Below are 11,399 nucleotides of genomic sequence, written 5' to 3' on the forward strand. Positions count from 1 at the left end.
CGCGCCAGTCAGGTCAGGCAGTATTTGACGACCTGTTCTTCGACGCCGACAAAACGTACCAGCTGGCGCAGGCCGCTGGCGAATTCCTTGATATGGTGCCCGTCAGGCGTATCGGGCAAACGGTAGTAGATCGGGGCCTCGTCGCGCAGCGGCGCCAGCAGGCCGAATGGGCGTTCGCCCGCATCGGCTTCCCAGGCGACGTCGCGCTCTTCGGCAAGCATGGGTTTTCCGGTCATGGGCATACTCCAGATTCGGTGCATGGTGCGGCCGGGGACGGATTTTTCTTGCTCGCACAGCGTTTCAATGTATGAAATGTATGGCAGGTAACGCAAAAATGCTATTCAGCATTATTTAATTCTGTTTGCTGCCAAATTTCGAAATTGCCAGATTTACCGAATATATGTCGGCGTTTGCAGGTATTGCCGGATTGCGGCGATCCTTGCATCACGGCTTGCCGACAGCAGGGGGGCATTGCGCTAACATAGCGCCAGTTTTTTGCGGTCCGTGGCGCACCGGCATGACCGGCGCTCCTGCCGCATGGCATCTCCGAAACCATCACCCGCCCCCGACGGGCCATTGCCAAGACGCATGTCGACCCAGCACGCCTTGTTGATCTCCCTGCTTGAAAAGCCGTCGTCCGGCTATGACCTGGCGCGCCGCTTCGATCGCTCCATCGGCTATTTCTGGCATGCCACCCACCAGCAGATCTACCGCGAGCTGGGGCGCATGGCGGACAGCGGGTGGATCGCGGCCGACGAGAACGAGGCGGCGGAAAACGAGGGCGGCGCCGACCGCAAGAATCGCAAGAAGGTCTACCAGGTGCTGCCGGCCGGGCGCGACGAACTGGTGCGCTGGGTGCTGACCCCGGGGGCCGGGCTCGACCAGCGCGAGGAAATCCTGGTCAAGCTGCGTGCCGATGCCGCGATCGGGCCGCTCGGCCTGGGCGATGAAATGCGGCGGCTGATCGCGCTGCACCAGGCACGGCTCGAGACCTACCTGGCGATCGAGCGCAAGGATTTTTCCGCGCCCGACATGGACCGCGCGCAGCGGTTGCGCTACGCGCTGCTGCGCCGTGGCATCCGCTTCGAGCAGGACTGGGTGGCGTGGGGCGAAGACCTGCTGCCGCTGCTGGAGCAGCAGTCGGCGTAGCGCGCCGCGCGCCAAAGCAAGACGCCGGCCTTGCGGCCGGCGCTCTTTATTGGGGTTTGGTCAGGCTCAGGCCACGTCGAGCGCGCGGGCACCCGCCTGGCTGGCTTCGCCCAACCCCAGGCGCCGGCGCGCCAGCGCATACTCCTCGGCAAAGCGCCGCACCAGCTCGCCGGCCGGCACCACGCGCTTGATCGCGCCCACGCCCTGGCCAGCGCCCCAGATATCTTTCCAGGCCTTCACGCTGGTCGAGCCGAAGTTCATCTTGGACGGATCCGACTGCGGCAGCGCCTCCGGGTCCAGCCCGGCGCGCTCGATGCTGCCGCGCAGGTAGTTGCCGTGCACGCCGGTAAAGAGGTTGGAGTAGACGATGTCGCCGGCGCTGCTGTCGACGATCATCTGCTTGTAGCCGTCCTGCGCGTTGGCTTCCTGCGTGGCGATGAAGGCAGAGCCGATGTAGGCCAGGTCGGCGCCGGCGGCCTGCGCCGCCAGGATGGCGTCGCCGCTGGAGATCGAGCCCGACAGCAGCAGCGGGCCATCGAACCATTCGCGGATCTCGTGCAGCAGCGCGAACGGCGACAGCGTGCCGGCATGGCCGCCGGCGCCGGCCGCCACCGCCACCAGCCCGTCGGCGCCTTTCTCGATGGCCTTGCGCGCGAAAGCGTTGTTGATCACGTCGTGCAGCACGATGCCGCCATACGAGTGCACCGCGTCGTTGACTTCCTTGCGCGCGCCCAGCGAGGTGATCACGATCGGCACCTTGTAGCGCACGCACAGCTCCAGGTCATGCTCGAGCCGGTCGTTGGACTTGTGCACGATCTGGTTGACCGCGAACGGCGCCGCCGGACGGTCCGGATGCTTGTCGTTGTGCTCGGCCAGTTCAGTGGTGATGCGGTCCAGCCATTCTTCCAGCTTGGGCGCCGGGCGCGCGTTCAGCGCCGGGAACGAGCCCACCACGCCGGCCTTGCACTGGGCAATCACCAGGTCGGGGTTGGAGATGATGAACAGCGGCGAGCAGACCACCGGCAGCGACAGCCGGTTCTGCAGCAGGGCGGGGAGGGCCATGGGTGAAGTCTCCTGGGTAGTACGGTGAGGCAATGAGAATCTGGCGGGCGCGGGCGGCGGCCTGGCCGCTTACGCGGCACCGGTCAGTACGTCCTTCTGGCTGGCGAGGCGCGCGCCCATGGCGGCGGCCAGCGCCTCCAGTCCGGAGCGCGGGCGCACCATTACTTCGAATTCGGCAATATGGCCGGCGTCGTTGAAGCGGATCATGTCGATGCCCTTGAGCGCCTTGCCATCGACCGTGGCGCTGAACTCGAGCACCACGCTGTGGCCGTCCTCGCTGACGAAGCTGCGGTGGTAGCGGAAATCGCGGAACACCTGGTTCACCGTGGTCAGCACCAGTGCGATCGCGGCACGGCCTGGGTAGGCCGTATGCGCCACCGGCGAGCGGAAAACAACGTCGTCGGCGACGATGGCGTCGAGTCCGGCCATCGAATTGCTGGCAATCAACTGGTGCCAGGTGTCGAGCGAGGCCTGCGCTGCGGGAATCAGCTGGGTGGTCACTGCAGTCTCCTTAAACTGTTCTGGGCGGTCGCGGCATGCGCCGGCTACGTCGTGTTCTTGTTTGTGTTCGCGTCTTATGCAACCAGTTGCATAGTGAGATGAAAGGTAGCATGCGCTGCTGCACTGCGCAAGCCGGTTTTGGTCCCGTGCCCGCCCAGGGCGCCTTGCAGTGACGGGTTGACTACAATAGGCGGCATCGCACAGCGGGAATCCCGCCCGCGCCCGCAAGCCACCGGCAGGAGAGTCAGTGACCACTAAGTCGACCGCGCACCAACCCGGCCAGGCGGCGCTATTCGATGCCGACCTCGACGCCTGGCGCGCCCATCCCGAGCGCGCCTTCGACGGCTGGCTGGCGCGGCATGGCTTCCGCCACGGCACCAGCGTGGTGTACCGGGCGATGTGGGGCAAGCTGCTGCGCTGGTCGGCCGAGCGCGGACTGCCGCCGCTGAGCTGGTCGGCGGAGCAGATCGGCGAATTCCTCGACGCCCAGCAGTTGCACAAGTCGCACCGCTACCGCTATGCGCGGCTGATCGAACGGGTGTTCCACCATCTCTCCCAGTTGCGCGAGGGCATGCACAACCCGGGAAGCCAGGCGGTGCGCGCGCACCTCGCCGAGGGCGAGAACGACCCCACTGCCTTCCTGCTGCCGGGCGAGCGCGACCTGCTGGTGGCCCGCGTCCTCGGCCCGGCCGGCGTGCCGCCGACGGCGGAGGAATGCCGTGCGGCATCGCCGACGCAATGGAAGCGCGCGCGCGATGCCGCCTTGCTGGCGGTGCTGCTGGGCGGCGGGCTGAAGGTGGGCGAAGCGCGCGCCCTGCGCCTGGAGGCGATCGACGATGGCGCCCCGGGCCGAATGGCGCTGCGCATGGTGCGTCCCGACAATGGCCGCGCCTATACCGCGCCGTTGTTCGCGCTGGCGCATGCCCCGCTGCGGGCGTGGCTGGTGCTGCGCGAGGCGTCGGGCACGCTCGGCAGCCTGCTGTTCCCGGCCATGCCGGCGGGCCGGCCGATGCATGCGGCTTCGGTCTACCGACGCGTGGAAATTTTGCTTGACGAAGCCGGCGTACTAGCCGGCCGCCATGAACGGGCCTCGCCGCAGACCCTGCGCAATACCTGCGCGGCCATGCATTTCGAGGCCGGCACGACGCCGGCCGAGGTGGCGCAATGCCTGGGCATGCGCGACCTGGAATCGGGCTGGCGGCTGCGCGGCGCGTATGAGGCCTGGCAGGCACGGGCGGGGCTGGTGGTTCAGGCGAGCGACAGACACGCCTGAGTCCGGCGGTGCCATGCTTGTAACTGTGTGTGCCAGCTGAGCGGGTGCGGCTGACTCATCGTGGATAATAGGCGACACTACCGCCTGCGCGGGTTCAATGTGCGGTATCAGGCATTGCATGCTCGCGCATGAGGCCCCGCCGCCCTGAATCGAAATCCGACGCTTATTTTCATGCCCGAAACCCTGCTTCTTACCGGTGCCACCGGCTATATCGCCTCGCATACCTGGGTCGCGCTGCTCAATGCCGGCTACCACGTGATCGGACTGGATAATCTGTGCAACAGCAGCCCGGTGGTGATCGAGCGGCTCGCTGCCATTACCGGCAAGACCCCGCATTTTGTCCAGGGCGACGTGCGCGACCGCGCCTTGCTGGACCAGCTTTTTGCCGAGCACCGCATCAGCGGCGTGATTCATTTTGCCGCGCTCAAGGCAGTGGGCGAATCCGTGAGCCAGCCGCTGCAGTATTACAGCAACAACCTTGACGGCCTGCTGACGGTCTGCGCCGCCATGGGTGCGGCCGGGGTGAAACAACTGGTGTTCAGCTCCTCGGCGACGGTTTATGGCAATCCCCAGACGGTGCCGATCCTTGAGGATTTCCCGCTGTCGGCGACCAATCCGTATGGCCAGACCAAGCTGATGGGCGAGCAAATCCTGCGCGACCTGGAAAAATCAGACCCGGCATGGCGCATTGCCTACCTGCGCTATTTCAATCCGGTCGGCGCGCATGAAAGCGGTCTGATCGGCGAAGATCCGCGCGGAATTCCGAATAATCTGATGCCATACGTGGCACAGGTGGCCGGCGGGCGCCGCGAGAAACTGATGGTATTCGGCGGCGACTATCCCACGCCCGACGGTACCGGCGTGCGCGACTATATCCACGTGTGCGATCTCGCTGACGGCCACCTGGCGGCGCTGGTCTACTTGCGCGACCAGGGGCGGGGCATGACCGTCAACCTGGGCACCGGACGCGGCTACAGCGTGCTGGAAGTGGTCGAGGCCTACCAGCGCGCCAGTGGCAAGCCGGTACCGTATGAGATCGTGGCGCGCCGCCCGGGCGATATCGCCTCCTGCTATGCCGATCCCGCGCTGGCCAACCAATTGCTGGGCTGGCGCGCGCAGCACGACATCGAACGCATGTGCCAGGACTCGTGGCGCTGGCAGTCGATGAACCCGCAGGGATTCGGCGCCTGAGCGGCAACGCCGGTCGGTAATACACCAAACAAAAACGCCACGGTTTGCAACCGTGGCGTTTTTCCATGTGCCGGCTCGCGCTTCAGCGAATCAGGAAGTCCTCGACAGTTTTGCCCTGTGCCAGGGCCTGGGTCAGCCAGCCCGGACGCTTGCCGCGGCCGGTCCAGGTATTGCCCGCACTGTCGCGATAGCGCACCGGCACCTTGCGGTTTGCCGCCTTCTTGCCGGCCGGCGCTTTCACGCCAAAACCCAGGTCTTCAGCGGTCAGGCCATATTGCTCGATTTTCTCGCGAATATCCGAGATCACCGAAGCCTGTTCGCGCGCCTTGATTTCCTCGGCTTGCTTCTGCAGTTCACTGATTTGCTGAACGATTTCCTGATAAGTCGCCATTGCGTCCTCGGTTTCCGGTGGGGTGATATGCGTGGGTGTCGGTACAGCGGGGTGTCGCGCAATGCTGCGCAGCGCTGTGGGTGTGCTGAAATGCTGAAAACAATTATAACGGGGTAGCGAGCCGCTGCAAATGCCGGGGCGCTATTCCTGCATGGTTTTTGCGAAAATTCTTGCAGCCGATATTGCTGTGAACTTTCGTGAACCATTCCGGTCGCCCCGCCGGATTTGAACCGGAACGCAATGCCGCACTACCTCTGTTGTACTGTCGGGCCGGCACATAAATCGGCCTGAGCGGCGCGATCCGCGCAAACCACCGGCGCCGGGGCGCGCCGGCGCCGGTGGAAATCAAATTGCCATAATCGGCGCCGCTCCGGTGAATAAAGCGTCTGCTTACATGCCGCGAGACGCTGCGTGCCGTATATCCGACATCCGGGTTAATTCCGGCCATTTGCCGCGCGGCCGGGCGCTGCTGCTCAAGTACCAGATGGGCCGCGCCGTTATCCGGGCAGGGCGGATCAAGCGGGTGTCTGGTCTTGCCGTAACGAGGCCAGGAGCGTGCCTCGCGGAATGCTTACGTTTTCCTTTCAACAATGTCTTTCCACCACAATATCCAGATCAAGACCCTGTTGCGGGGCGCCATGGGAATGCTGTCGGTGCTGCTGTTGCTGGTAGGCGGCGCCGGGCTGCACGGTATTTCGTCCGGCAACGACTCGCTCAAGGAGACGTATTCCAACCAGCTGGCTTCGTCCATTGCGCTGAGCGACGCCATGCTGGCCATGACCCGCATGCGCCTGGCCCGCAAGGTACTGCCCGATCTGCAACGCAGCATGTCCAGCGCGCATGAAGCGCTGCAGAAATTCCAGCTGGGCGCCGGCAAGGCCGATTTCGACGCCGCGCAGGCCAGCTTTGCCAGCATCCGCACGCTGTCGATCGCGCTGGTCGTGCTGGGGCTGGCGGTCGCGGTGCTGTGCACGGTGGCACTGAACCGCGCCATCGTCACGCCGGTGCAGGAAGTGCTGGCCATGTTCGAGCGCATTGCGCGCGGCGACCTGGCCTCGCGCATCACCAGCAGCTGAAGAACGTGGTTTCGGTATTTACCCTTGCAGGCGGTACCGTGGCCCCGGCACCGCGCCGCGGCCGGCGCCGGTCGCCGCCGGCCGCGACGATGACTGGAGTGCGTTCTAAACAGATGTCCCCGGCAGGGGACCCCCGTATTGTGTTGTTCACACGGCGACCGCAAGATGCCATGATGCGAGGTTTGCCCCGCGTCGGCTTTGTCTTCGCGCATTTTCTTCACCACCGCGCAGCCCAATGATTGCCCTGAGTACCGTCCTGTTGCTGCTCGCCGCCCTGCTGGGCGTGGCCGCCGCCCTCGGCGCCCGCGCCGGGCGTGCGGACGAGGGCGCCGGAAGCCGGTCGCTGCGCACGCTGACCTGGACGGCGGCGCTGCTGTCGCAGCTCGCCGTGAGCCTGCCCGTGGTGGTGGTGGTGCTGTCGGGCAGCGTGCCGGTGGCCAACGACACCGCCGAGATGGCCGCCAGCTTCGCCGCCGCCGCGGCCGCCACCGCCGCCGCCAAGCTGCTGTTGCAGTGGCTGCGCCAGGGCGCGCGCCTGTGGCGCGGCGCGGCGGTGCTGGCGGTGGTCGCCGGCGCCGGCATGGTGGCCGCGGCCGGCACCCACCTGGGCCGGGCCTGCGGCGCCGGCGCGCCTTCGGCGCGCGCCTGCATCGACGCGGCCGGACTGCCTCATCCCGCCTGGCTGGCAGGCGGCCTGACCGCGCTGTGCGCACTGATGTTCGCGCTGCACCGGGCGCAGTCGCGCGGCTGGCTGCCGGTATCGCGCACCGAGACCAGCCCCGCCGGGGATCTTGCCGATGATGCCACCACCGCCCTGGTGCGCGGCGCCGAGCCGCGGCTGGTGCGGCGCGGCGCCCGCATTCCCGGCCGGCTTACGGTGCGCGCCACCGCGCGCGGGCAGGGCACGGTGGGCGAGTACAGCGTCGCCACCGTGATGCCCGACCGCGTCGCGTTCGGCCGCTGGTTGGACCAGGCCATGGCCCAGGCGCGGCTGGCCGACACCGGCTGCGCCGTGCTGCTGATCCATATTGCCGACTACCGCGAGGTCGACGAAGTCTTCGAGATCCGCGCCGACGATATCCTGGCGCAGGACGCCGGCGCGCTGGCGCAGGCCGTGCTGGAGCCGCACGACTTCCTCGCCCGGCTGGCGCGCGACGAGTTCGCCGTCGGCGTGCCCGAGCTGGTGCACCACGGCCGCGCGCAGGAGCTGGGCTCGCGCGTGCTGGGCTCGCTGGCGGAATTCATCGCCGCGCGCGGGCTGCAGATGCAGATCGGCGTCAATATCGGCATCGCCATCTACCCGCGCGACGCCCAGACCTCCGAGGCGCTGATGCAAGCCGCACGAGTGAGCCTGGCCGAGGCCCGCGAAAGCGGCTCGAACCAGGTGCGCCTGTTCAATAGCGCTGCCGGCGAGCGCGCCCGCCGCACCCGCGTGATCCGCCGCGACCTGTGGCTGGCGATCCAGGATGAGGCGCTGTCGCTGCAGTTCCAGCCCAAGTATGACGCCCGCCGCCGCACGCTGGTGGGCGCCGAGGCGCTGTGCCGCTGGCGCCATCCCGCGCTGGGCCAGGTCAGCCCGGCCGAGTTCATCGCCGTGGCCGAGCAGTCCGGCCAGATCGACAAGCTCGACGACTGGGTTCTGACCAGCGTCTGCCGCCAGGTGCGCCTGTGGCAGGACGCCGGCCTGCCGACCGTGCCGGTGGCGATCAACGTGTCGGGGTTGCGCTTTGCCAGCCGCAATTTCCCGCAGTACCTGCTCGAGCAGATCCACCAGCACGACATCCCGCCGTCGGCGATCACGCTGGAGATCACCGAGACCGCCGCCATGAAGGACATCGGCAAATCGCTGGAGACGCTGGCCGAGCTGCAGTCGCTCGGCATCCAGGTGGCGCTGGACGACTTCGGCAGCGGCTATTCGAGCCTGGGCTATCTCAAGCGCCTGCGCGTGGGCACGCTCAAGATCGACCGCACGCTGATCGGCGGGCTCGACACCGATGCGCAAGGGCGCGCCATCGTCGGCTCAATGGTGGCGCTGGCGCACGAGCTGCGCATGAAGGTGGTGGCCGAAGGCGTCGAGTCGGCCTCGCAGCTGGAAATCCTCAACGAGATGGGCTGCGACGAGGTGCAGGGCTTCCTGCTGTCGCTGCCGCTCGATGCGGCAGGGTTTGCCGAGGCGTTGCGCGGGCCGCAGCCAGCCTGAGCGCCGCGCCGCACGCACAAGCACCAGGCCGAAAAAACGCCAAAAACGCTAAAGCGACGCGCCTGCCATGCCGATATCCACGCTGGCAGGGCCCGCGCGCTTGCAGCGCGGCCCTGCGCCGGCCTGTCCGTCGCCGGCCGCGCGCCATCCGCGCCAAGCACTGCTTCAGCATCCGGCGGATCAACCGAGCCCTGCCAACGGAGGCGCCAATGTCATTGCCCAGCATTCTCGTCGTCGACGATTCCCCCTCGCTACGCCGCATGATCGGCGCATGCCTGCGTGCCGGCGGGTTCGACGTCACCGAGGTGGCCGACGGCGAGCAGGCGTATGCGCTGGCCGACACCGCGGCTGCGGATGACGATGCCGCGGATCATGTCGCGTTCGGCATGCTGGTCACCGACCAGGTCATGCCCGGCATGGACGGCCTGACCCTGATCCGCCGACTGCGCGCCAGCGCGCGCTACGCCGCCATCCCGATCCTGATGCTGACCACCGAGCATGACGGCAGCATCCGCGAGCAGGCCCGCGCCGCGGGCGCCTCGGGCTTCCTGCCCAAGCCCTTCGATCCCGATGCGCTGATGCAGGCCGTGGCGGCGCTGCTGGCGCCCCCGCACCCCTCCTCGGAAGGGTAAGGAAGGCGCCGCATCGGCCTTCAGTCACCCCGTTTGCTGCCGTAAACACTGGTGGGCGAAATCACGCCCCGGCGCACGGCGCCAGGAAACCGGCATGACCAGAATGGGGGCTGACGATGCGGCATATCGACAAGGCAAACGGCGCGGCAGGCGTGAACGAAGGTGCGGGCGAGGAATTCCTGGCCTTCACGCTGGGCCGCGAAGAGTACGGCATCGATATCCTGAAGGTCCAGGAGATCCGCGGCTACGAGTCGGTCACCCAGCTTGCCAATGCGCCCGACTACATCAAGGGCGTGATCAACCTGCGCGGCATCATCGTGCCGATCATCGACCTGCGCATCAAGTTCCGCCAGGCCAACGTCAGCTATGACCAGTACACCGTGGTCATCATCGTCGATCTCAACGAGCGCACCACCGGCATCGTCGTCGACGGCGTCTCCGACGTGCTGACGCTGACGCCCGCGCAGATCAAGCCCACGCCGCATTTTTCCGGCGAGCTGGCTACCGACTACATCCGCGGCCTCGGCTCGGTCGAGCAGCGCATGCTGATCCTGGTCGATATCGAGAAGCTGCTCAATACCGAAGAACTGGCCGCGCTCGACGCCGTGGCCTGATCCCTGCCACACCTGCCTGTTCACCCCCGCCGCCCGGCTGGCACGCCTGCCGGATCGTACCGCCCGGAATTGCGCCATGCCTGGCAGCCATGGTTTCTTCGGGCAAGCAGTATCGATATCATCCATGCGAAACAACCAACCCGTTACGCAGCGCGAATACCAGCTCTCACCATCTGACTACCTGATCTCGCGCACGGACCTCAAGGGCCGTATCACCTTCGCCAACCGCACCTTTATCGAGGCCAGCGGCTATGCAGCCGAGGAACTGATGGGCGCGCCGCACAACCTGGTGCGCCATCCCGACATGCCGCCCGAGGCGTTTGCCGACCTGTGGCAAAACCTGGAAGCCGGCCGCACCTGGATCGGCGTGGTCAAGAACCGCCGCAAGAACGGCGACTTCTACTGGGTCACCGCCACCGTGACGCCCACGCGCATCGACGGGCGCGTGGTCGGCTATACCTCGGTGCGTTCGATGCCCTCGCGCGAGCAGGTCGAAGCCGCCGGCGCGCTGTATGCGCGCTTCCGTGCGGGACGCGCTGCGGGACTGGCGATCCGTGACGGCGCCGTGGTGCGCACGGGGCTCGCCGGCCTGGCGCAACGCGCGCTGCGCATGAACCTGAAGCGCCGCATCCTGTGGGCGCAGGCGGGCGGGCTGGTGTGGTTCCTGGCGGCGCTGGCAGCGGTCGAGATCCTGGACCCGGCAGGGGCCGCGAAGCTGCGACCGTGGCTGTGGGGCGGCTTCGCACTGGCGCTGGCGACCTCGTTCGCGGCCGGCACCATGCTGCTGGCGCGCGTGCACCGGCCGCTGGGCGACATGCTGGACTTTGCGCTGCGGCTGGGCGCGGGCGACCTGACCACGCGCTTCGAGCATCGCAGCGGCGACGAGATCGGCGCGCTGGCGCAGGCGATGCAGACCATGCAGCGCAGCCTGCTGTCAGTGGTGCATGAAATCCAGGAAGGCATGGCCAGCATTTCCACGGCAACGCACCAGGTCGCTGCCGGCAACAACGACCTGTCGCAGCGCACGGAGCAGCAGGCGGCGTCGCTGGAGCAGACCGCCTCCAGCATGGAGCAGCTGACCGGCACCGTGCGCCAGAACGCGGACAACGCGCGCCAGGCCAGCGGGCTGGCGGCCAATGCGTCGGAGACCGCGCTGCGCGGCGGCGAGGTGGTCGGCCGCGTGGTGCAGACCATGGACGAGATCAACGATGCGTCCAGGAAGATCGTCGACATCATCGGCGTGATCGAGGGCATTGCCTTCCAGACCAACATCCTGGCGCTGAACGCCGCGGTGGAAGCCGCGCGTGCCG

General features: G+C 67.1%; 11 protein-coding genes and 1 pseudogene. 8 read left to right on the forward strand and 4 right to left on the reverse strand.

Annotated elements, in window-relative coordinates:
- Nucleotides 1–8 precede the first annotated feature (8 nt).
- On the reverse strand, nt 9–236 hold the full coding sequence (locus tag E1J61_RS32505) for a hypothetical protein (RefSeq protein WP_133097956.1): 228 nt from the start codon (nt 234–236) through the stop codon (nt 9–11).
- A gap of 352 nt (nt 237–588) precedes the next feature.
- Between E1J61_RS32505 and E1J61_RS32510 the strand changes: the two genes are divergently transcribed.
- Nucleotides 589–1,149 (forward strand): PadR family transcriptional regulator, encoded by a 561-nt coding sequence (locus E1J61_RS32510; protein ID WP_133097957.1) that lies wholly within the window; start codon nt 589–591, stop codon nt 1,147–1,149.
- Nucleotides 1,150–1,215: 66 nt separating this feature from the next.
- Here the strand turns inward: E1J61_RS32510 and E1J61_RS32515 are convergent, their stop codons facing one another.
- Nucleotides 1,216–2,211 (reverse strand): nitronate monooxygenase family protein, encoded by a 996-nt coding sequence (locus tag E1J61_RS32515; protein ID WP_133097958.1) that lies wholly within the window; start codon nt 2,209–2,211, stop codon nt 1,216–1,218.
- Between the two features lie 69 nt (nt 2,212–2,280).
- Nucleotides 2,281–2,712 (reverse strand): nuclear transport factor 2 family protein, encoded by a 432-nt coding sequence (locus E1J61_RS32520; RefSeq protein ID WP_133097959.1) that lies wholly within the window; start codon nt 2,710–2,712, stop codon nt 2,281–2,283.
- A gap of 247 nt (nt 2,713–2,959) precedes the next feature.
- Between E1J61_RS32520 and E1J61_RS32525 the strand changes: the two genes are divergently transcribed.
- Both E1J61_RS32525 and galE read left to right on the forward strand, forming a co-directional pair.
- On the forward strand, nt 2,960–3,985 hold the full coding sequence (locus tag E1J61_RS32525; RefSeq protein ID WP_133097960.1) for a tyrosine-type recombinase/integrase: 1,026 nt from the start codon (nt 2,960–2,962) through the stop codon (nt 3,983–3,985).
- A 171-nt stretch (nt 3,986–4,156) separates the two neighbouring features.
- Entirely contained in the window at nt 4,157–5,176 is a 1,020-nt protein-coding gene (gene galE / locus E1J61_RS32530; RefSeq protein WP_133097961.1) for a UDP-glucose 4-epimerase GalE, read from the forward strand.
- An 82-nt stretch (nt 5,177–5,258) separates the two neighbouring features.
- On the opposite strand, the gene E1J61_RS32535 is transcribed toward galE, so the two are convergent.
- Nucleotides 5,259–5,567, reverse strand: a complete 309-nt coding sequence (locus E1J61_RS32535; RefSeq protein ID WP_133097962.1) for an H-NS family nucleoid-associated regulatory protein — start codon at nt 5,565–5,567, stop codon at nt 5,259–5,261.
- A 590-nt stretch (nt 5,568–6,157) separates the two neighbouring features.
- On the opposite strand from E1J61_RS32535, the pseudogene E1J61_RS32540 reads away from it, so the two are divergent.
- The 5 genes and pseudogenes from E1J61_RS32540 to E1J61_RS32560 all read left to right on the forward strand — a co-directional run.
- Nucleotides 6,158–6,637: pseudogene (locus E1J61_RS32540) on the forward strand (Tar ligand binding domain-containing protein); the annotation flags it as partial.
- A gap of 241 nt (nt 6,638–6,878) precedes the next feature.
- Nucleotides 6,879–8,843, forward strand: a complete 1,965-nt coding sequence (locus E1J61_RS32545) for a bifunctional diguanylate cyclase/phosphodiesterase (protein WP_133097963.1) — start codon at nt 6,879–6,881, stop codon at nt 8,841–8,843.
- A gap of 209 nt (nt 8,844–9,052) precedes the next feature.
- On the forward strand, nt 9,053–9,475 hold the full coding sequence (locus E1J61_RS32550) for a response regulator (RefSeq protein ID WP_133097964.1): 423 nt from the start codon (nt 9,053–9,055) through the stop codon (nt 9,473–9,475).
- A 116-nt stretch (nt 9,476–9,591) separates the two neighbouring features.
- On the forward strand, nt 9,592–10,089 hold the full coding sequence (locus tag E1J61_RS32555; protein ID WP_133097965.1) for a chemotaxis protein CheW: 498 nt from the start codon (nt 9,592–9,594) through the stop codon (nt 10,087–10,089).
- A 124-nt stretch (nt 10,090–10,213) separates the two neighbouring features.
- The coding region (locus tag E1J61_RS32560; protein WP_133097966.1) for a PAS domain-containing methyl-accepting chemotaxis protein at nt 10,214–11,399 on the forward strand (1,186 nt) is incomplete at its 3' end.

This window comes from Cupriavidus sp. L7L (genome assembly GCF_004353535.1).
GTDB classification, from domain to species: Bacteria; Pseudomonadota; Gammaproteobacteria; order Burkholderiales; family Burkholderiaceae; genus Cupriavidus; species Cupriavidus oxalaticus_A.

Coding starts and splice junctions, on each gene's coding strand:
- E1J61_RS32505 (WP_133097956.1), bottom strand. CDS start 236: ATGACCGGAAAACCCATGCTTGCCGAAGAGCGCGACGTCGCCTGGGAA.
- E1J61_RS32515 (WP_133097958.1), bottom strand. CDS start 2,211: ATGGCCCTCCCCGCCCTGCTGCAGAACCGGCTGTCGCTGCCGGTGGTC.
- E1J61_RS32550 (WP_133097964.1), top strand. CDS start 9,053: ATGTCATTGCCCAGCATTCTCGTCGTCGACGATTCCCCCTCGCTACGC.
- E1J61_RS32535 (WP_133097962.1), bottom strand. CDS start 5,567: ATGGCGACTTATCAGGAAATCGTTCAGCAAATCAGTGAACTGCAGAAG.
- E1J61_RS32545 (WP_133097963.1), top strand. CDS start 6,879: ATGATTGCCCTGAGTACCGTCCTGTTGCTGCTCGCCGCCCTGCTGGGC.
- galE (WP_133097961.1), top strand. CDS start 4,157: ATGCCCGAAACCCTGCTTCTTACCGGTGCCACCGGCTATATCGCCTCG.
- E1J61_RS32510 (WP_133097957.1), top strand. CDS start 589: ATGTCGACCCAGCACGCCTTGTTGATCTCCCTGCTTGAAAAGCCGTCG.
- E1J61_RS32555 (WP_133097965.1), top strand. CDS start 9,592: ATGCGGCATATCGACAAGGCAAACGGCGCGGCAGGCGTGAACGAAGGT.